At 57.4% G+C, this 21,024-nt stretch carries 18 protein-coding genes; 15 read left to right on the top strand and 3 right to left on the bottom strand.

Translation table 11 applies throughout. The features are described from left to right. The first annotated feature begins 61 nt into the window (after positions 1 to 61). From ACWTU8_RS19115 to cysQ, 15 genes are all read left to right on the top strand, one after another. Positions 62 to 787: an FkbM family methyltransferase gene (locus tag ACWTU8_RS19115; protein WP_455849394.1), complete on the top strand. Its 726-nt coding sequence runs from the start codon at positions 62 to 64 to the stop codon at positions 785 to 787. A gap of 547 nt (positions 788 to 1,334) precedes the next feature. Beyond that, positions 1,335 to 3,056 carry a hypothetical protein gene (locus ACWTU8_RS19110; RefSeq protein WP_455849393.1) on the top strand — a complete coding sequence of 574 codons (1,722 nt, stop codon included), beginning with the start codon at positions 1,335 to 1,337 and terminating at the stop codon, positions 3,054 to 3,056. Positions 3,057 to 3,148: 92 nt separating this feature from the next. Next, positions 3,149 to 3,364 carry a hypothetical protein gene (locus tag ACWTU8_RS19105; protein WP_128341228.1) on the top strand — a complete coding sequence of 72 codons (216 nt, stop codon included), beginning with the start codon at positions 3,149 to 3,151 and terminating at the stop codon, positions 3,362 to 3,364. A 183-nt stretch (positions 3,365 to 3,547) separates the two neighbouring features. Next, positions 3,548 to 5,788 carry an AGE family epimerase/isomerase gene (locus ACWTU8_RS19100; protein WP_455849392.1) on the top strand — a complete coding sequence of 747 codons (2,241 nt, stop codon included), beginning with the start codon at positions 3,548 to 3,550 and terminating at the stop codon, positions 5,786 to 5,788. A gap of 186 nt (positions 5,789 to 5,974) precedes the next feature. Then, a complete protein-coding gene (locus ACWTU8_RS19095) occupies positions 5,975 to 6,448 on the top strand; it encodes a hypothetical protein (RefSeq protein ID WP_455849391.1) in 474 nt (157 codons plus the stop codon). 71 nt (positions 6,449 to 6,519) lie between these two features. Then, positions 6,520 to 7,320, top strand: a complete 801-nt coding sequence (locus ACWTU8_RS19090; protein ID WP_455849390.1) for a hypothetical protein — start codon at positions 6,520 to 6,522, stop codon at positions 7,318 to 7,320. Positions 7,321 to 7,420: 100 nt separating this feature from the next. Next, complete coding sequence (locus ACWTU8_RS19085) at positions 7,421 to 7,582, top strand: hypothetical protein (RefSeq protein ID WP_166488049.1); 162 nt, start codon at positions 7,421 to 7,423, stop codon at positions 7,580 to 7,582. Positions 7,583 to 7,708: 126 nt separating this feature from the next. After that, positions 7,709 to 8,518 (top strand): tyrosine-protein phosphatase, encoded by an 810-nt coding sequence (locus ACWTU8_RS19080; protein ID WP_065006275.1) that lies wholly within the window; start codon positions 7,709 to 7,711, stop codon positions 8,516 to 8,518. Positions 8,519 to 8,565: 47 nt separating this feature from the next. Beyond that, on the top strand, positions 8,566 to 9,306 hold the full coding sequence (locus tag ACWTU8_RS19075; protein WP_455849389.1) for a polysaccharide biosynthesis/export family protein: 741 nt from the start codon (positions 8,566 to 8,568) through the stop codon (positions 9,304 to 9,306). Positions 9,307 to 9,357: 51 nt separating this feature from the next. Then, positions 9,358 to 11,736, top strand: coding sequence for a GumC family protein (locus ACWTU8_RS19070; protein WP_455849388.1), 2,379 nt, complete (start codon positions 9,358 to 9,360; stop codon positions 11,734 to 11,736). After that, a complete protein-coding gene (locus ACWTU8_RS19065; RefSeq protein WP_455849387.1) occupies positions 11,624 to 12,883 on the top strand; it encodes a tetratricopeptide repeat protein in 1,260 nt (419 codons plus the stop codon). The genes ACWTU8_RS19070 and ACWTU8_RS19065 overlap by 113 nt, the downstream gene beginning before the upstream one ends. Then, entirely contained in the window at positions 12,880 to 14,199 is a 1,320-nt protein-coding gene (locus tag ACWTU8_RS19060; protein ID WP_455849386.1) for an O-antigen ligase family protein, read from the top strand. The genes ACWTU8_RS19065 and ACWTU8_RS19060 overlap by 4 nt, the downstream gene beginning before the upstream one ends. Positions 14,200 to 14,599: 400 nt before the next feature. Further along, the gene (gene cysD / locus ACWTU8_RS19055) at positions 14,600 to 15,505 is read left to right on the top strand and encodes a sulfate adenylyltransferase subunit CysD (RefSeq protein ID WP_095492359.1); all 906 of its coding nucleotides are present in this window, start codon (positions 14,600 to 14,602) and stop codon (positions 15,503 to 15,505) included. A 2-nt stretch (positions 15,506 to 15,507) separates the two neighbouring features. Beyond that, positions 15,508 to 17,445: a sulfate adenylyltransferase subunit CysN gene (gene cysN, locus ACWTU8_RS19050; protein ID WP_455849385.1), complete on the top strand. Its 1,938-nt coding sequence runs from the start codon at positions 15,508 to 15,510 to the stop codon at positions 17,443 to 17,445. 10 nt (positions 17,446 to 17,455) lie between these two features. Further along, positions 17,456 to 18,250: a 3'(2'),5'-bisphosphate nucleotidase CysQ gene (cysQ, locus tag ACWTU8_RS19045; protein WP_455849621.1), complete on the top strand. Its 795-nt coding sequence runs from the start codon at positions 17,456 to 17,458 to the stop codon at positions 18,248 to 18,250. A 7-nt stretch (positions 18,251 to 18,257) separates the two neighbouring features. Here cysQ and ACWTU8_RS19040 read toward each other — a convergent pair whose 3' ends face one another. The 3 genes from ACWTU8_RS19040 to ACWTU8_RS19030 form a co-directional block, all read right to left on the bottom strand. After that, entirely contained in the window at positions 18,258 to 19,400 is a 1,143-nt protein-coding gene (locus tag ACWTU8_RS19040) for a DegT/DnrJ/EryC1/StrS family aminotransferase (RefSeq protein ID WP_455849384.1), read from the bottom strand. Positions 19,401 to 19,655: 255 nt separating this feature from the next. Then, positions 19,656 to 20,579: a carbohydrate kinase family protein gene (locus tag ACWTU8_RS19035; RefSeq protein ID WP_455849383.1), complete on the bottom strand. Its 924-nt coding sequence runs from the start codon at positions 20,577 to 20,579 to the stop codon at positions 19,656 to 19,658. After that, positions 20,576 to 21,022 carry an RbsD/FucU family protein gene (locus tag ACWTU8_RS19030; RefSeq protein ID WP_029355783.1) on the bottom strand — a complete coding sequence of 149 codons (447 nt, stop codon included), beginning with the start codon at positions 21,020 to 21,022 and terminating at the stop codon, positions 20,576 to 20,578. Before ACWTU8_RS19030 ends, ACWTU8_RS19035 begins: the two co-directional genes overlap by 4 nt. Positions 21,023 to 21,024: the final 2 nt, after the last annotated feature.

Below are 21,024 nucleotides of genomic sequence, written 5' to 3'. Positions count from 1 at the left end.
TGAGTTCGTAATGGGTGATGCGCGTCGTTGATGTTTCTTTGGGCGATAAGGCGGAGGTACCGTGCGGCATATAGTTGAGTTGTTGACCAGAAATCGGATCTTTAAAAGGCGTCTGCCTAAGCAGTATGGCTCGCTGCCCATCTATGTCAGCCCTGATGCGCAATTGAAGGTACTTAAGCCGGGTCGTGCCGCCTTTGACCCTCAACTGTTGCACGCCGTCGATGAACTTGTAGAGGCTGGAGACACTGTCTGGGATATTGGAGCGAATATGGGAGTGTTCAGCCTGGCTTCCGCGTTTCGGTCTGGGACTGGGAAGGTAGTGGCGGTAGAAGCCGACCTTTGGTTAGTAAATATGTTGCGAAAGACATTTGAATTAGACGAGAATCGCAGATACGGGATCGAGGTGGTTCCCATAGCAGCATCTAACAGATCAAGTATTCAGAAATTCTTAATCGCCGCTCGCGGCCGAGCGTCAAATCACCTCGGGGAAGTGACTGGAAGTACTCAATCCGGTGGAGCCAGATCGACCGTTCTTGTTCCAACGTTCGAGTTGGATTATCTTCTTGAATATTGCGTGACTCCGTCGGTCGTGAAGATAGATGTTGAAGGCGCAGAAAACTTGGTATTAAGCGGAATGAGGAAGATACTCTCCACGATCCGACCTAAGTTGTATTGTGAGGTGACCTCAGATCGGAGGAAGACGTTTGAACTGATGGAGCAGTATGACTATGTGCAGCGCCCTTCACGGCAGGGACATGGCGCAAATCTATTTTTCTACCCGAAATGAATGTCCGAGAGTGGCGTGCAACTGGCTGAAAGGGGGCCGAAAGCGCCATCGGCCGTTCTCATGGCGGGCTGAGCACCAAAGTTAATGTGTCGTCGGTCAAGACGGCCTGCCGATCGCGTCATCAGCACACAAACATCAAACAATCTAAGCAAACCTGTTAAGTTCACGCCCCGGTTTCTGCCTCTTTTGTTGCCATCCTATTGCGGTTGCGATTCGTGTACTTTGATAGGTGCTGTATTGGGAATACCGAATGCGGTCGTCTTGGTCCGATAGGGCCCTAGTTTCAGGGCAGAGAGTTCGTGGTCCGGCTCATAGGCATTTGACTCGCACGCGGGTTTTCCATCCGCTACCAATTAGCACCTGAGCGACAAAAGCAGCAGTGAAACCGCCAACTACCACCCGCCGTTCGTTTTTAATGGCCGTGCCGCCTGCGGCCGTATTCTCTGGTGTGGCTCAGCGAGCCGTAGCGGCTCGCGATGAAGCCGCCGGGGATGCATCAGATGCCGTCAGCCAGGGCAATGTCCCTGTCTATGATACAGCGGTTGGCATGGCTGCAATCAATCTCCCGACTGGGCTGGCTGCTTTCGAAACGCGGGGCTACAACGCTGTTGATGATGGTGGCGGCTGGCTTTATGCAGTTAGAAGTTCGGAACCTGCACACTTCGGAAAGATTGCCCTTGGTGCGGGAAGATGGGGCGAACTCATAGTGCCGCGCGGTGAGATTACTTGCGAAGCGCTAGGTTTGGTGGGAGATAATTCGACCGACAATGGATCTCGTTGGCCGGACGCCAACGCTTACTGTCAATCGAATGGGTTTCGTCTCATCGCAAGGAAGGGAACTTACAAGACATCAGTTAAGGCGTTTATCGTCGGAGATACGTTTATCCGCGGTGCCGGCATGTATGCTTCGACGTTTAAGGCCATTGGAAAGATTGACGCAGTTTTTCATGCCAGCACGTCGACAAATATAGTAGTTCAGTGGGAAGATTTTCAAATTGACGGTAGTGGCACCGCCGATAACGGAGTGTTATTTGATGCCGGTGGCGGATCGGCGGTCATTACGCAAGGCAGCTATTTCCGGAACATCCGAGGTCTTAATCCGGTAATAGCAAGCATCAACTCGACGATGCCTATGTATGCTGGCGTGTTGCAATCCGTGATTCTGCAGGGAGGAAGGCGCGGAATTTATTGGCGCGCAAACGCCGGAATGAATGGCTCTACAATCAGCAACATCCGTGTCTCAGGAACTGCGATTACAGCCATCCATCTTGAGAATATTGGAACTAGTCTGTCCGAGCTAACCATAGAATCCGCAACGATTGAAGGAAATGATGGGGCCGGTCTGTATGTTAACAAGATGCGAGTTAAGATGTTAGGGGCGAATCATTTCGAAAGAAACGGGCGCATCAAACCAGCAGTGGCTCCTGTTTCGCTTGGAATCGATCCCTTCACTACTCTCAAAGGATCGGCGATCATCATCGTGGTGCATAAAGGTCACGGTCTCTCAACCGGTGACGAGATTAATATAAAAGGAGCTGCCCTCGTTGGCGATATAGCGGCGAATGGCAAGTCTACTATCAGGAGGATCAACGCTAACTCCTATTCCATCGCCCGCGGTACGCAGCTTGCAGAATCAAGCACACAAGGCGGCGGCTCGGCGGTCGTCGCTGAGTACGGGTTGCCAATAGATATCCTTGTTGACAGTTCTAGCGGTATATTTACTGAGCTCGATATCGACAAGATTAGTAAATCGACCGATGGCTTGGGGCAGGTAGATGGTGTTTTTGCGCGATTGATGGCGCCAAACTGCAATATTATTATTCGCGGTGGAAATCCATCGCGGAGCAACTCGATCGATGGGAACGGCCAATCAAACGGCTGCTCCATTGCGCTGCTGAATTGCTTTGCCGGAACAATTAACACCGCGGCAATGGCGGTGCGCCGCGACGAGCCAGGCATTAAGAAGACGGGGCGGCTTGCGCTCGGAACTACAATGACTGCTACGGGCATTTCTGCGAACAGCAATGGGTGGGTCAGAGTCACTGCAACAAAGCGCTCGGCCGACACAGTCACTGTGGGAATGTACATAGTTGCGCTGGATCGTGCCGGTGATAATATTCACTGGGGATGGGTTGGACCGGTCCTCCCTTCATCCGGCTTCGAGGACTTTGTAAGTTTTAGCGTTGTAGGCAGCCAGCTAATGGCCGCACGGACCGGGGGCACTGGAGACGGGTGGATGACGCTTGAGGGCGAGTGGAGTGAGTTTTAAAACAACCTCGAAGCCTGACTTTACGAATCCCATGGCCACGCCTCAAAGTCCCAGAAAGCCCCAGCGTGCTACCCGCTCCGGTTCCGTGACTAGTGCTTCAGCGCTCGGTCGCGATAGGCTCGTGTGCGCCGCAGGATTTTGGCTGGGGTAACATTCCTTCATTCTTGATGGCGGGGGATCTCAAGGCGTACTGGAACGTGATCGACGGCTCGAACGGCGAAACGGCGGAGAACGCCTATGCTCGGGGCTTCAAACCGGTGACCATCCTGAATCCCTATTCGAACTTTCCCAAACAGAAACCCCGATAGCCCTGGCGCGGTAGCCAAAGAACTCCTCAATCCGTGGAGTAACTCCTTGACATTGGTCCGCGTATAGCTTTCCCAAGCATCTGGACAGTCCCGCCGCAGGGGCGGCAACAGATGCATCGCCGATATGTGGCGGCACTCCTTGCGTAGTTATGAAAATGTCAAAAAGTTAAAGGTGTCACCCAAATGACCGAACGGATCGTGAGTTTTGTCATGAGTGGTGGCATCGGCTCACGACTGTGGCCGCTATCGCGCGAGGACAATCCCAAGCAGTTCCACGATTTTTCGGGCGATGGCTCGATGCTGGCCAAGACGTTGCGGCGGCTGACCGCACGGCCGAAGGGCGAAACGCCGGTCTTCCTGATTGCCTCGGAGCGGCACGCCGACCGCGTCCACGCCGACCTCGCTGGCCTCGACCTTTCCGGTGGTGGCCCGTTGTTCGAGCCGACCGGCCGCAACACTGCCGCCGCCGTTGCCTTGGCGACCCTGCGCACCTTGTCCGAATATGGCGACAGCCTGGTGCTGGTGGTGCCGTCCGATCATGAGATCACGACTGCACGGCAATTCTGGCAGAGCGTGGAAAACGGCACCGGCGCGGCGCGTGCGGGCCGGCTGGTGGTATTCGGCATCAAGCCTGGCCACCCCGAGACCGGTTACGGCTATATCGAGATCGCCGGCGAGAGGGATGGCATCTGCGATGTCTCGCGTTTTGTCGAGAAACCGGACCTCGCGACCGCGCAGAATTACCTGGCTGCAGGTAATTTCTACTGGAACACCGGCATCTTCCTGTTTCGCGCCAGCGCCATGCGCGACGCCTTCACGGCTTTCGAGCCGGAGATATGGCAGGCCACCGAAATTGCCTACCAGGCCGCGACATCAGATCTTTCCGGTCTGTATATGCCTCTGGAGCTCTACGCCGCCATTCCCTCGACGTCGATCGACTATGCGATCATGGAGCGCGCCAGCCACATCGCCATGGTGCCGGCCGGCTTCCGCTGGAACGATCTCGGTTCCTGGCAGTCGTTGCTCGATGTCGGCCCGTCCGACAATGACGGCAATGTCATCGTCGGCGATGTGGTCGCCATCGACTGCGAGAACTCCTACATCCGCAGCGACAGTCGCTTGCTCTCGGCCATCGGCTTGAAGGACGTTGCCGTCGTCTCGACCGCCGATGCCACCTTCGTCGCCCCGGTCAGCCGCAGCCAGAACGTCAAGAAGATCGTCGAGCAGCTCGAAAAGAGCGGTCGGCTGGAAACCAGGTTCACGCCCGCCGCCGACCGCGTGATCGAAAGCGGCGCCTGGCGGCGCCGTGTGCACCACTGGCTGTTTGAAGAGACGGTGCCGCTGTGGTCCACGGTCGGGGTCGATGAGCGCCATGGCGGTTTCCACGAGGCGCTCGGCTTTGACGCCACACCGCTGATGAAGCCCAAGCGCATGCGCACCATGGCCAGGCAAGTCTACGCCTTCGCTGTCGCCAAGGCGCGCGGCTGGGACGGGCCTGCCGACCGGTTGATCAGCCACGGCCTCGAATTCATGGCCAGAAACGGCCGCACCGACAATGGCGGCTGGGTGCGCACGCTCAATGTCAACGGCACGGTCGCCGACGCCGTCGAGGATGCCTATGATCATTCCTGCGTGCTCCTGGCGCTGGCGCATGCTCATATGGTCGGCAATCCTGATGCGTTACGGCTTGCCGAAGAAACGTTCTCGTTTCTCGACGCGCATCTCGAGGATCACCGCATGACCGGCTTTCTCGAAACGTCGAGCGGCGCGGGCGAGCGGCGTTCCAACCCGCATATGCATCTGCTCGAGGCTTTTCTGGCCTGGTATCAAGCGACCGGCGAACTCGCCTATCTTCGCCGCGCCGCGCGCATCGTCGATCTGTTTCGCAGCCACTTCTTCGATCCGGAAAGCTGGACGCTGGGCGAATATTTCGATGCCGAGTGGAGGCCGGCGGAGGGCGAGAAGGGTACATGGACGGAACCCGGCCACCATTTCGAATGGGCCTCGCTGCTGGTCGACTTTGCCGGGCGCAGCGGCCAGAGTGAACTGACCGGCTTTGCCAGAAAGCTCTATGCCTCAGCCATCGCCAACGGCCTCAATCGCGCCACTGGCCTTGCCTATGGTGCCGTCTCGCGGCAAGGTCTGCCGCTCGACCGTGTCTCACGCAGTTGGCCACAGGCGGAAGCGATCAAGGCGGCGATTGCGCTGGACGGTTCAGGCGGACCTGACCTCAAGCCCGAGATCGAAGCGCGTGTCGGTCGCCTGTTCCGTTGGCACATCGACCCGGCACCGCTTGGCCTGTGGATAGACCGGATCGACGAACGTGGCCGCTCGCTGGCGACCGATGTGCCGGCAAGTATCTTTTACCATCTGGTCTGTGCGCTGACCCAGTATCTCGACGGCACCATCGGCAAATCTCGATAGAGCGGTTGGCTGAATAAAAAGTCTCTTCGATTGAAACCGGTCTGTTGTTTTTCGAGCCAAACATCGGTTTTTTGACCAGATCTCGGGGCCCATCAGCCGCTATCGATGCGACCAAACAAACGGTGTGTTGTGCGGGCGTTTCCGTTGGCGATAGAGATGCGTACCTGGCCATGGCGGAGTAGGATATTGTCGCTCAAGAAAATGGGCTTGCTTGCATTTGTTGCCTTGGCGTTTGCGGTTGGCTTCTTTGTCATTATCGTGGAAAAAGGGACGCCTGTTCGTCCGCAACCCCCAAAGCTACAAGCGGCGCTTGAGCCGTTTGAGGGCAAGCTTTCCGTCCAGGCGGTCGATGATCTTCGCGTCGCCGGCCGCAAGATTGTGCTGTGCGGCGTGGCGTTTACCAAGCCAGGATCCATGCGTGCCATGGTAACGGAGGCAGCGCGCCGGGATTACCAAGGGCTCGCTCTGACCTGCAAGCCGGTAGGCACGGGGACACCTTGCGACGGCAATGTCGCCTCAAAGTTTGGTGATGCCATCGTTGTGCAGTGCCTCACGTCCGATGGCATGGATTTAGCGGCGAAACTTGCCGAGAATGGCATTTTGTGCGGACAGCCCGCGCAGGCCGGTTCGACCTACAAATCTTGCCTATCAGGTTCGTAGTTCACGGCTCGCCAACTGCCTGTCATAAAACTAAAGACAGAATGTGCGATAACGCCCCACGTTAAACAGAGTTGGCCACAATCCCTGTACCAAGCATCGGCGCGATAGCGGCCATCAAATGCCGCGAAATAAACTTGCCTTTCCTACAATTTGCAGCGGGGGCGGCGCGAAAATGGAAGATTCAAATCTGCCAGGTGAGTGTGTCCAATGAAACACAGCGGAAACCAAAAATACATCTCGCACTTGCGAAACAGGTTGGAATCAAAGAAAAAAGCTGTTACGCGCTTACTCAATACCTTAGTGCTTGGGCGGGGCCGAGGTACGGCGGGAAAAAAGGATCGAAACGAATGAACCTTACTGTAAAAATTGCGTTGGCCGGATTTGTCGCCTCGATCGGCTTCGGCCCGGTTTCGTCTTTCGCTCAGGACACGCCATGCACCTGTACGACACCCTATCAGGCAGCGGCGAATTCGATTGGTTCCATCGGGCACGCCAATGGCGACGTAATGGTTTCGCAAGCCGCCGGCTATGGCCCGGCCAAGGCGGGAAATGCTCTGGATTTCGGCAGCCGCGTAGTGGTCGGTGCCAGGGGATCGGCTTCCGTCAATGTCGGTGGCTGCAACCTGGATGTGCCTGCGAACTCAAGCCTCGACATTTCCCGTATCGAGAACAATATCTGCCTGAAAGTTGTCGGCTCCGAGCAGACGGCTGCCGCCGTTAGCTCCGAGCATACGGGTCAGATTCCCCCGGGTGGCAACCAGTCCAACCGGTCCAACACCCCGCTCTATATTTTTGGGGGCATGGCTGGTGCGGCCGGTATTCTTGCCGCAACGCAGGATGATGGCGACGGCAACGGCGGCGTTAGCCCTTAGGCTCAGTAGATGACATAGCAGAGGCGGGTGACTGCTCTGCTATGTTGTATTGCCGGCGCCTCTGTGCCGTAGCCTTGGCGCGTCGGTTGGAGTCGGGATATTGACGGAATTCGTCAACCATACCGCTCTATTGCTTGAGTTGAAGCTGAATGCGCTTCGTGCTGGGCGAGTTCGTCTCGCGCCGCTGGGCGGCGCTGTGAAAGGTGGCGCGGCAGTGCTGGTTATCAGCTTGCAGAATGACGACAGCGCTGTCGGCGAATAGCTTGGATCTGGCGTCTACCGCATTGCATGAGCTTGATAGATGCGTCATTCGCTATCGTGCGGATGGCGCATTTGCCTATTATCGGGGAGAAGTCGTCACGTTGCTTCAGTGCGGCCACAAACGCCAATGATCGACCTGCATTCCCACATCTTGCCCGGTCTTGATGACGGCTCGCCCAGTCTTGCTGAATCGCTGGAAATGGCGCGGCTGGCGGTGGCAGATGGAACGACGCATATGGCGTGTACGCCGCATATCGTGCCGGGCATGTACGAAAACGGATCGGCAAATATTGCCCGAGCAGTTCAAGGGTTGGAGCAGGCGCTACGCCGCGCGGCAATCCCGCTTGCTCTTTACGTTGGGGCCGACGTGCATATAGCGCCGGATCTTCCGGAGCAATTAGCGCTAGGTAGCGTGCCGACCTTGAACAGATCTCGTTATTTTCTCTTCGAACCGCCGCATCACGTTTTACCCCCAAGACTGGAGGAGCTTGCTCTGCGCCTCATAAACGCCGGGTTCATTCCGATTCTTACCCATCCTGAGCGGCTGACCTGGATCAAGGCAAATTACGACGTTGTCGAGAGGTTGAATGCAATCGGCTGCCTTGTTCAGCTTACCGCAGACTCGATTGTTGGTGCTTTTGGCCGCACGGCACTTTACTATTCGGAAAAGCTGATTGACGAGGGCAGGGTAGATATTATCGCATCGGACACCCATGGCGCCACCCGTCGGCCGCCTGGGCTTTCGCAGGCAGTCGCCGCTGCCGCGAAGCGATGTGGGGAAGATGAGGCCCGCAATATGGTGTTGAAACGCCCAGGCGAAATATTGGCGAACCGGCCTCTCGAGCCGGTCGGGAAGGCACGCTCGAAAAAGCCAGGCTCCGGCAACGTCGGTCGCTTTGCGGGATTGGGTCGCTTGTTGAAGGGTGGGACAGCGTAATGGGCGTTTTTCATTTCGCAAAAAGCTATACGGGCACGATATGTGTCTTGCTTGCTTCGCTCTCGATGTCTGCCTGCACGAGCAACTCGTCGACGACATCGTCTTCGCCGACTTCGGTCGATGCGCTGCAACTGACATCATCGTCGGCGCCGCTCTCGGGCGGCGGTGCCCTGCAGGTCGTAAAGGAACTGCCTGCGCCGCGGAACACCCAGAACGGCAATGAGCAGCCTTTGTCTCCGAACGATGTGCTCGAGGTGAATGTATTCCAAGTCGACAATCTGAACAGAACCGTTCAAGTCGATGCCGGCGGGCAAATTTCGCTTCCACTTATCGGGACCGTCACCGCGGCAGGGAAGACCGTCCGTCAGCTGGAGCAGGAAATCGAAACGGCCTACGGCGCCAACTATCTGCAGTCGCCCGATGTGTCGGTCTTCGTCAAGGAATCGATCGGACAGCGCATTACCGTCGACGGCGAAGTCGCCAAGGCCGGTATTTTTCCGGTGTCGAGCAATTCTTCTCTCATCGATGCGATCGCCCTTGCTGGCGGGTTCAATGCCGTTGGCGATGCGAAAAAAGTCTTTGTCTATCGCAATGTCGGCCAAAACACTTTGGTCGCAAATTACAATGTGGAGCAGATTCGCGCCGGCAAGAGCCGCAATCCACGCATCTATGGTGGCGACAAGATTGTCGTCTTCGCCTCGAAATCGAAAATTGCGCTGAACAATCTCAAGGACGCGCTCGGCGTCGCCTCGAGTGCAGCCCGAATTGCGGTGATCCCGGGAATTTAACCATCACCGGTCAGAATTCAGGATACAGGCAAGCTAGGATTACTTCGCACCATGCTCGATCGCAATAGACAGCATCAAATTGCAGGCCCAGGGCATGGCCAGGCCTTGTCTCCCGACCTGTATTATGACGGTGCGCAAAACTATAGCTCGTACGGCCGCGATTACGCGGAGCACGACGAGGGCTTCAATCCCCTCAAGCTGTTTTTTTACGTTGTCCAGTATCGGTGGCTGATCGTCATGATGGCGGCTGCCGGGCTTGTCGGTGGCGTCGTCGTTACCATGATGCAGACGCCAAAATATCGGGCTACAGCGCAATTGGAAGTGCTGGTTCCTTCGGCCAAGGTCTTCCAGGACATTGAAGTGGTTTCTGAAAACAGCGACCTACGGGCCTTTCAAACGGCCCGGGAAAAGCTGAGAAGCCGCGCATTGGCCCAGCGCGTGGTTTTCCAACTGGGTCTCAGTGAAAAGCCGGATTTCCTGTTTCCGACGCCGAGCTTTTCGCCTAGCAACATCTTCTATCGTGCATTCGGAATTTCCAAATCGCCCTCCATTGAAGAGAAAACCCCGGAGGAGCGTGAGAAGATTGCGATCAGTCGCGTTCTAAATGACCTCACTGTAAGTTTGGTCACCAACACGAGCCTCTTGTCGATCACATTTGCCGACCAGAAACCGAAGTATGCAAGTGATATAGCGAACCAGGTCGCGCAAAGTTTTATCGATCAACGCCTCGATCAGACCAGCGAAACCTCGGACCTGGCGCGGCAATTCATCCAGGAGCAAGTTTTGCAGGTAAAGCAAAAGCTTCAGAAATCCGAAGAGGAACTCGTCGCTTATGCTAAGGATGCGGGCATCACGATAACCGGCGACGACAAATCGCTGATTGGGTCCAACATCGAGGCCTTGAACACGGCGCTCGCGACAGCAATCCAGGAACGTCTCGATGCCGGACGAATGGTGGACCAGATAGACAAAGGTCGCGGGGCGAGCCTTGGTCCCGTCCTGGAAAGCGAAGGCCTGCAGAAGATCACCGATAAACTGGCGGATTTGACCAGCCAGTACCAGCAGAAGTTGGGCATATTGAAGCCTGGCTTCCCAGAGATGCAGCAGCTTCAGGCGCAGATCAAGGAGCTGCAACGGCTTTATAACAATGGCGTTTTGACTATAACCGATTCGTTGCGGCAGAAATACCAGGAGGCTCAGAACAAGGAGGCCGACCTTAGGTCCAAACTCGCCGAGATGGAAAAGCAACAAGTTATCTTCAACGACAAAAACATCAAATATACGATCCTGAAGCGCGAGGTTGATTCGAATAGATCGCAGTATGATAATCTTATCGCCAAGCTGAACGAAGTTGGCGTCAGCTCCGAGCTCAAGTCTCAAAACGCCGCAATCGTTGATTTCGCGACGCAGCCTGGTAGCCCTTATTCTCCGCGCCTGAGCATCAATCTTGCGATGGCGCTTGGCCTCTTCATGGCTCTGAGCGCGTCAATTATTTACGTGATCGAGCTGTTGAACAACACCTTCACCAACCCTGAGCAGATCGAGAAGGAGTTGGGATTGGCGATGCTCGGCATCTTGCCGCTAGTCGATGATCGGGAACTCATAGCCAGTATTACCGACCAGAAATCAGGATTGTCCGAAGCCTACCGTTCGCTTCGAACCTCGTTGCAGTTCTCCGGCGCCGAAGGTGCGCCGCGATCGCTGCTGGTCACGAGTTCGGAGCCGTCGGAAGGCAAGTCGACCACCTCGTTCAAGCTCGGGCAGGACTTTGCAGCGCTCGGTGCAAGGGTTCTCATCGTTGACGGCGATCTTCGAAAGCCGAATCTTCATAGGCTATTTGGTCTCGACAACACAATCGGACTGAGCAATCTCCTGACAAACACTGTCCGCAAGGAGGATCTGGCGAGCATTTTCAGGGCGACGAAATATCCTAACGTGACCGTCCTGACCTCCGGAACGATCCCGCCCAACCCTGCTGACCTGCTCTCTTCGCCAAAGATGGCACTGATCGTTACCAATCTCGGCAAGCGCTTTGATCTTGTCATCATCGATGCCCCGCCGGTCGTCGGCCTTTCAGATGCACCCATCCTCAGCCGGCTTGCGGAGGGCACATTGATGGTCATTTCGACCAATCAGGTCACACGCAAGTCGGCGAAGACGGCGTTGAAGCGTCTGCGAGCTGCCGGCGCGAACGTGGTGGGAGCCGCGATGTCGAAGTTTGCGGTGAACAAGTTCGATTACAATTACGCCTATAAGTATATGAATTACCAGTATTACGATTACGGCACGAGTACCCCGAAACTTGAGGGCAAAGTCGATGATGGAGCAGACCAGCCCGCTTTCGCGAAATCTCCGGCGTTCAGGCGTTTGGTTCGTCGCATCCGCTCTAGTGTTGGCGGCTTCGTCGATCGGGCTAAGTCGGTTTCTTGAAACTGAAACGCCGGCCGTTTCCCTCGCGCTGGATCCGTTGAACGTCAATGCCTTGATAGGCGGAATAACCGCCGACCTGAACGATACAAGCAACACTCCCGATTTCGATGCATTGCTCGCCAAGGCCGAAGGCGCGCTTCGCTTTGACGTGGCAGATGCGCGTCTCTACAGCCTTATTGGCGAGATCAAATACCGACAGGGCAAAAAAGAAGAAGCCTATGACTTCTTCGATCAAGCTCGAAAGTTATCCAAGACCGAAATCCACGCGCTCCAGAGGTCCATCGGCCACTCGATCGAGACCGGCGATCTGTCGAAGGCTGTCGGCGAGATCGATATATTGCTGCGGCGATGGCCAGATCGATTTCCGGCTATCGCCGAGGGCCTGCCGACAATCCTCTCAAGCCCCGACGGATACCAGGCCGTTCTGGCAGCCATCAAGGCCGAGGCACCTTGGAGAGCAAGTCTGTTCGTCGCGCTGGGCAAAACCCCCGACGGGCTCGATTTCGCAAATCGGCTGCTGCTCGATTTGACTGGGTCAAGTGCGCCACCAAACTCGAGCGAATTGTCCTATGTGATCCACGGCTATATTCGTCAAAAAGAATACGAACAAGCGTATCGATTGTTTCTTTTCAGCCTGTCTGATCAGGAACGGAAGTTGGGCGGATACATTTTCAACAGTACCTTTGAACCGGTACCCAGTGGTAAACCTTTCGATTGGCAAGTCGGCGAGCAGTCAGGTTTGGAAGTTACCTTTGTAACATCTCAGGATGCGGTCGCAGGTGAGGGTGGTGCGACGATTCGCTTCCTGAACACGCCCGTCAAGAACGCTTCTCTTCAGCAGTATATTGAACTCCCTCCAGGTTCGTACAAGATTTCTCTTAATGCCTCTGCAAGGAACCTGAAACTTCCAAAGGAATTATTCTGGTCGATCAGGTGCTTGGGTCCATCTGGGGAAATAGCGCGGTTCAATATTCCCGAGGGTACATACAATCGTCAGGCACTGAGTCACGATTTTTCGGTTGGACCGGCTGGGTGCCCCATGCAATTGTTACGGCTGGAGACGGCCGCCATTGCTGAGAGCTGGCGATTTCGCTACGTCGGTACGTTGGTAATGCACAAATTGAGCATCGAGAGACTTTCATCTTGAGCGACCGGCCATCGGAATGGGATAAATATCTCCTTGGATCGGTTCTGTTTATATCGCTGCTGATCGGCGGTGGCACTGCAAGCGGCCTTTACACGGACACGCTGATTGAGGTCGCGGCAATTGTCTCGGCGGCGGCGGTCTTTTCACAGACCTCTGGCCAAAGAATCCCGTATACAATTCTGTGGCTGCTTATCTTCGCTGTGGCGCTGGTGATTTTGCAAATCGTTCCGCTGCCTGCGGCCATACTCAACGGGTTGCGGCCGGAGCCGTTGCTCGGAGATTCATGGCTGGCGGGACAGAGCGGATTTCGCTTCGTCAGCGTCGGAGTGGGACGGACGATCGAATGTCTGTTGTATCTGGTGGCGTCAGCCGCGTTTTTCTTGAGCGTATTGCGCTTGCGCACCGAGCAGGTTCAAGGGCTTCTGCCTTTCTTTTTTATGGGCGTTATCTGCAATGGGTTAGCGGGAGCGATTCAATATTCGCTCTCTGACGACATCGCCGTAGAGGGATTGTTGCCGTTCACGATCAATGCCGGGCTTTTTGCCAACGAGAATCATTTTGCGGCATTACTTTTTGTTTCTATCCCCTTTGTCGCTTATTATGGTCTGTTCCGAGGACATCTTTTGTCCGGATCGCTCGGGCTGGCCATACTTCTGCTGCTCCTTTTGGCCGCCGGTTCGCGGGCCGGCGTTCTGATCGGATTAGCGATCACCGTACTGTCCATAGTCTTTCTTTCAGCGCGTTCCAGGGTGAGTCGGCTCAGCATCCTTGCCGTTTTCATAGGACTTTCGGCCTATACGATAGGCGCATGGACTAAGATCGAGGCCGACGCGATTGATCCGGCTTTCGGGCGAGGAGAGTTTGCTCGCACCACTATTGAGGGGATCAAAGAGAATTGGGCAACAGGTGTTGGATTTGGGAATTTTCAGAAGGCCTATCAGATATACGAAAAGGAAGGAATGATTTATAGCAAGTATGTAAACCACGCCCACAACGAATACCTCGAAATAGCCTTCGAGGGAGGGCTTACTGCAATTCTACTGATGGTCTTTTACTTAATATTACTTTTTGGGGCGCTTACCAAAGTTCGCCGAGATCCTCTTCAAAAGGCGGCGTTTCTCTCGGTGTCTTTTCTCCTCATCCATTCACTCGTCGATTATCCATTGCGGACCGAGGCGCTCGCAATGACGTTCGCCTTTATGAACGCCATTATCTTCCACAAAGGATTTGCAGACAGTTTGGCCCAGAAGAACGAATTGATCGAGATCGACCATAACGGTGACAAGTTGTTTGTTCCCATCGGAACTTCGTCGTAGCGCCTCTTGGCGACGGCTCTGCTCTTCCATCAGGGTAGTGTCCTGACCCACCATATGTCTCGGAAACCAGGAAGATCATCAGGACTGGGTCGAGAAGAGGATTGCGATTGTCCCAGCGGCGCACAGGCTGATCTCGTTCCCCTGGAATACTTTTCTTGGGCCGCCAAGCCCATCAGCCCGTTGAGCAGGAAATTCCGGTTTCTGGTTCTTGCGTGGAAAATTCATTCCCGAACCACTCCAGGGCAAGCCTGTCCCGCATTGTTATAAACCATGGCGATCTGCTAGAACGCCTGCACGAAAATGAGATCGTCCAGAAGTGAAGCTTGAACCGGGCCGCTGAAAATTGCGCCTGATGCATCAATGCAAGGTCTGGATTGGCACGAGAGAACGCTTACAGTCCATGAATATCGCGCTTACGCACCTTCAGCGGCTTGAGGCTGAATCGATCCATATCTTTCGCGAGGTAGCGGCGGCCTTCGCCAAGCCGGTTATGCTCTATTCGGTCGGCAAGGATTCCTCCGTGCTGATGCATCTTGCGATGAAGGCGTTTTATCCCGCCAAGCCGCCCTTTCCCTTTCTCCACGTCGACACGACCTGGAAGTTCCGCGAGATGATCGCCTTTCGCGATCAGATGGCGCAAAAGCTCGGTTTCGATCTCCTGGTCCACGTTAATGAGGATGGTGTGCGCGACAACATCAATCCCTTCGACCATGGCTCGAACACCCATACGCATGTGATGAAGACCGTGGCGCTGCGGCAGGCGCTCGACAAATACGGCTTCGATGCAGCCTTCGGCGGGGCGCGTCGCGACGAGGAGAAATCGCGCGCCAAGGAGCGGATTTTCTCCTTCCGCAACGCCCAGCACGTCTGGGACCCAAAGAACCAGCGGCCGGAGATGTGGAAGATATTCAACACCCGCATCGCGACTGGTGAATCGATCCGGGTGTTTCCGTTGTCGAACTGGACCGAACTCGATATCTGGCAGTATATTCTCCAGGAAGACATCCCGATCGTGCCGCTCTATTTCGCAAAGGAGCGACCGGTCGTCGAACGCGACGGCATGCTCATTCTGAAGGATGACGACCGTATGGAACTGCGTCCCGGCGAGACGGTTGAGAACCGGCTGGTGCGGTTCCGCACGCTCGGCTGCTATCCGCTGACCGGCGCGATCGAATCCGACGCCGATACGCTGGAGGCCATTGTCGGCGAAATGCTGACGGCGCGCACCTCCGAACGACAGGGCCGCCTGATCGACCGTGATGAAGCCGGTTCGATGGAAAAGAAGAAGCGCGAGGGGTACTTCTGAGCATGCGCCACATCATGGCCAAGAGTCTCGCCTCCACCGACGGCGTTCGTGACTATCTTGCGGTGCAGGAACGAAAGTCGCTGCTGCGCTTCCTGACCTGCGGTTCGGTGGACGACGGCAAGTCGACGCTGATCGGGCGCCTGCTTTCGGACACCAAGCAGATTTTCGAGGACCAGCTTGCCGCGCTTGAGCGTGATTCGCGCAAGCACGGGACGACTGGCGACGACGTCGATTTCGCGCTGCTGGTCGATGGCCTAGAGGCCGAACGCGAGCAGGGCATCACCATCGATGTCGCCTATCGCTTTTTCGCCACGCCGAAACGCAAATTCATCGTTGCCGACACACCCGGCCACGAACAATACACGCGCAACATGGCGACGGGCGCGTCGACCGCCGATCTGGCCATCGTGCTGATCGACGCCCGGCAGGGCGTGCTGCGCCAGACAAGGCGCCACTCGATTATCGCGTCGCTGCTGGGTATCCGGCACATCGTGCTCGCCGTCAACAAGATCGATCTCGTCGGCTTCGACAAGGCCGTGTTCGAACGCATCATCGAAGACTACCGACAATTTTCGCACAAGCTCGGCTTCGAGACGATCGTGCCCATCCCGATGTCTGCCCGTTATGGCGATAACGTTACGGGCCCTTCCGATAGGACAAACTGGTATTCCGGCCCGACGCTGATCGAACATCTCGAAACCGTCTCGGTTGACGAGGCCGCGGTCGAGTTGCCTTTCCGGTTTCCCGTCCAATATGTAAACCGTCCCAATCTCGATTTTCGCGGTTTTGCCGGCACGATTGCGTCCGGTTCCGTCTCAACAGGCGACGAGGTCGTTGTCGCCAAATCCGGCAAGTCCGCTCATGTAAGGCGCATCGTCTCGCATGGCGGCGACCTGAGCCAAGCGGTCGCCGGCCAGGCGATCACTCTTGTTCTCGACGACGAGGTCGAGGTCTCGCGCGGCAATATGCTGGTGTCGCCGGCGGCGCGGCCGCAGGTCGCCGACCAGTTCGCCGCCAACATCGTCTGGTTCGATGAGCATGCGCTGCTGCCGGGCCGCTCCTACATCCTGCGGACCGAGACCGATCAGACCAGTGCCACCGTCACCGACCTGAAGTACCGCGTCAACGTCAACGACTTTGCCCATGAGGCGGCCAAGTCGCTCGAAATGAACGAAGTCGGAATTTGCAACATCTCGACGCGGGCGCCGATCGCCTTCGATACTTTCGCCGAGAACCGCACGACCGGCGCCTTCATCCTGATCGACCGCATCACCAACGCCACGGTCGGGGCCGGCATGATCCTGCATTCGCTGCGCCGCGCCGAAAACATCCACTGGCAATCGCTCGATGTCGGCAAGCACGGCCGTGCCGATCTGAAGAACCAGCGGCCCGCCGTGTTCTGGTTCACCGGGCTCTCGGGCTCGGGCAAGTCGACCATCGCCAATCTTTTCGAGAAGAAGCTGTTCGCCACCGGCCGGCATACCTACATCCTGGATGGCGATAATGTCCGCCACGGCCTCAATCGCGATCTTGGCTTCACCGACGCCGACCGCGTCGAAAACATTCGCCGCGTTGCGGAAGTGGCGCGGCTGATGGCCGATGCCGGGCTGATCGTCATTGTTTCCTTCATTTCGCCATTCAGGGCCGAGCGGCGCATGGCCAGGGAGTTGATGGCCACCGGTGAATTCGTCGAGGTGTTTGTCGACACACCCTTTGAGGAATGCGCCAGACGCGATCCGAAGGGCCTCTATGCGCGGGCGTTGAATGGCGAAATCAAGAATTTCACCGGCGTCGATTCACCGTATGAAGCCCCGGAAAACCCCGAAATCCATCTCAAGACACTCGGCAAGTCTGCCGAGGAGATGGTAGAGGCCCTGGAACTCTGGCTGAACGAGCGTGACATTGCCGAAAACCAATATGATAGCGGCGGCGGCATCTGACGACGAAGCGATGCTCGGCGTGTTCGAGCGCATCGCCTTGGCGGCGGGGCGAGAGGTGATGCGCGTCTTCGATGCCGGCTGCGCGGTCGACCAGAAATCAGACAGCTCGCCGGTGACCGAGGCCGATCGCGAGAGCGAAAAGATCATTCTCGCTGGGCTGCGCGCGGCTTTCCCCGATATCCCTTGTGTGGCTGAGGAAGAGGCATCGACCGGCACCGTGCCGCCCGACCTCGACGACGCCTTCTTTCTGGTGGATCCGCTCGACGGCACCAAGGAATTCGTCAACCGCAGGACCGACTTCACCGTCAACATCGCGCTCGTTCGCCACGGCGTGCCGGATATCGGTGTGGTCTTTGCGCCATGCACGGGACGCTTCTTTTCCGGCCGGCCGGGCAGGGCGGAAGCAATCGAAGTCAATGGCGACTACCAGATCATCGGCCGTCGGCCGATTTCGGCCAGAACGGGTGTGGCGCCACTGACCGTCGTCGCCAGCCGGTCCCACAATACGCCGGAGACCGAAGCCTATATTCGCACCGTGGGTGCTGCCGAGATCGTGTCGGTCGGCTCGTCGCTGAAATTCTGTCTTGTCGCCGGCGCCGAGGCCGACGTCTATCCGCGCTTCGGCCGCACCATGGAATGGGACACCGCGGCCGGCGATGCGGTGCTGCGCGCGGCAGGCGGTATAACGCGCACACTCGATGGTCAGCCGCTGGCCTACGGCAAGCGCAACCAGAGCGATGACGAGGACTTCGCGAATCCGCATTTCATCGCCAGCGGCAAGCCTGCGGAGCCCAGATCCGTCTAACGACCGTCTACGCGGCGGCGATTTGCGCCGAATTCGAGCCGATATAGTTGCGGATCGTCTCGATGATCCGGTCCTGGTCGGCCTCGCCCAGATAGGGGTGCATGGGCAGGCAGAGAATGCGCCTCGGCAGCTCCTCCGAAACGGTTAGACCCGTCGGCGTGCGCGGATAGTCGCGGTAGGCGATCTGGCTGTGCAAGGGCTTCACGTAATAGATGACCGACGGGATGCCCTTGTCCCCGAGATGCGCCTTCAGCCCGTCGCGCTTCGGCGTCTCGATGGCATATTGCGCCCAGGCCGAACGGCCACCTTCCAGGTTGCGCGCCGTCTTGACGATGTCGCCGAGGCCTTCGGCATACCGATTGGCGACCGCCTGCCTGGCAACCATCTCGTCTTCGAGAATGGCCAGCTTCTCGATCAGTATCGCCGCCTGCAGCGTATCGAGCCGCGAATTGATTCCGACGCGGACATTGTCATATTGGGTTTCGCCCTTGCCGTGGAAGGCGAACGAGCGAAGTTGCTCGGCCAGCGCATCGTTATTGGTGAACATCGCGCCGCCGTCGCCATAGCAGCCGAGCGGTTTTGCCGGGTAGAAGCTGGTCGAGCCGACCGCGCCGAACGAACCGCACATTTTGCCGTCGATCGAGCCGCCGATCGCCTGCGCGGCATCTTCGATCACCATCAGCCCTTCGCGGTTGGCGATCGCCATGATCGCCTCGTAGTCGGCAGCGAGCCCGAACAGGTCGACGGGAATGATCGCCCTTGGCTTCAGCCGGCCTTCCGCCTTGATCATGGCGATGGCCGCCTCGAGACTGGCGATGTCGATGTTGTAGGTCTGGGGATCGACATCGACGAAAACCGGCTCAGCCTTGGCGAGCGCCACCACTTCCGCCGTGGCGGCGAAGGTGAAGCTCGGCACGAACACCGCGTCACCTGGGCCGATGCCGGCCGCAAACAGCGGCAGCAGCAGTGCGTCAGTGCCGTTGGCGCAGGCTACCACATGCTTGGTGCCGATATAGGCGGCAAGCTTGTTTTCGAATTCGGTGACTTGGGGGCCGAGAATATAGCGCCCCTCGTCGACGACGCGGTCGATCGCTACTTTCAGCCTGTCGCGGATTCGTTCGCGCTGCGCGCCTAGATCGATGAACTGCATGTCGGCCTCAAACGGTACTAGCCAGATAACGGCCGCTGGTATCAGACTTGCCGCGGCCGAGAAAGCCGCATGGGCAAAACCGCGAATTGCTCAAGTGTCGCAGCCTGTTACCCGCGATTGCCGGTGTGTCTTTGTAAAGACGCCGGAAATCCGGGCTTCGTCGAGCAAGGTCCGACCTTTGCATCGCATCCTATCCGGTGAGGCGAAACATAAAGTGATCGATCGGCGCAATGCCTTCTGAATGATCCGATCCGGTCAGGCGATTTCATGCCGCCAGGGCGGATTGGCACCGGCCCGCGACACGGTTACCGCCGCAGCCTTGGCGCCAAGCGCCAGCGCCTTGTGGATGGCGTCTTCCGCCAGATTGGCGATCGCCTCCTTCGACAGCAGGCCTTGCTCGTGCAGCGAGGCCAGGATGCCGGCGTTGAACGTGTCGCCGGCGCCGACAGTATCGACCACCTCGACCTTGTCAGGCACGATCGTGACCTTGTGATCCCTGGTGTAGCCGACGGCGCCTTCGCTGCCATGGGTCACGACGATCAGCGTCGGGCCGCGATCCAGCCAGTTGCGGACGACGTCCTCGTGCGAGCCGGCTTCGCCGAACCAGTTGAGGTCCTCGTCCGACAGCTTCACGATGTCGGCCATCGCCATCATCGAGCGGATGCGCCTGAGATGCTTGGCCTTGTCCGGTATGAAATTCGGCCGAATGTTGGGGTCGAGCATCATGACGCGGTGGCTGTGCTCGCGCCGCATGAATTCCTCGTAGGCTGATCCGGCCGGCTCCGAGATCAGGCTGATGGCGCCGAACAGCATGGCTTCGATCTCGCTGCCGAGTTTCGGCAGATCGTCGATGGTCAGCATGCGTCCGGCTGTGTTTTCATCGTAGAACGTGTAGGTCGCCTGGCCGTTGTCCAGCCGCACGAAAGCAAGCGTGGTCGGCCGGGGCGATGTGTGCGCATAGGTGGAACTGACCTTGCTTGCTCCGAGCGCGTCCCTGAACTGGCCGCCGAACAGATCCGACGACAGGCCGGAAAAGAAGCCGGCGGGTGCTCCCAGCCGGCCGAGCGCAATAGCGGTATTGAACACGGCGCCGCCGACATAGGGGGCAAAGGCCGGCTCGCCCTCCGTCGTGGTGCGTGGCAGCATGTCGATCAGGGCTTCGCCGCAACAGAGGATCATGGTTTCCTGGTCTCCGGCGGATAGATCACACCCTTGCGGATGATGATGTTGGCGTAGAGCCGCGGCTCGCTTGTCGCGACGATCGCGTGCGCGGACCTAACCCGTTGATAGAAGTCGGCGCCGGCAAGCGCAACCACCTTGCGGCCCGGAGCACGCTTGGCGCAGATCGCCTCCATCTCGTGATGAACGGGGTCGGCGAGCAGGGGATTACCTTTGACCGACGCGCGAAACAGCGCCTCCGGCACTGCGTCATCGACAGGCAACACGCTGAGGACGGCGTCGAGCATCGGAACAAGATGATGACCGTCGGCGCGGATGAGCCGGTGTGCCTGCTCTTTCGCCGGGTAGTTTCCGTCTACAAGGGCGATCTCGTCGCCATGACCCATGGCACGCAGCGTCGCCAGAAGCTCCGGACCGAGCAGCACCGGGATTCCGATCAGCACGC

This window comes from Mesorhizobium sp. BHbdii, assembly GCF_053848045.1.
The sequence above is the reverse complement of the archived record's forward strand: the minus strand, read 5'-3'. Positions and strand labels throughout refer to the sequence as shown.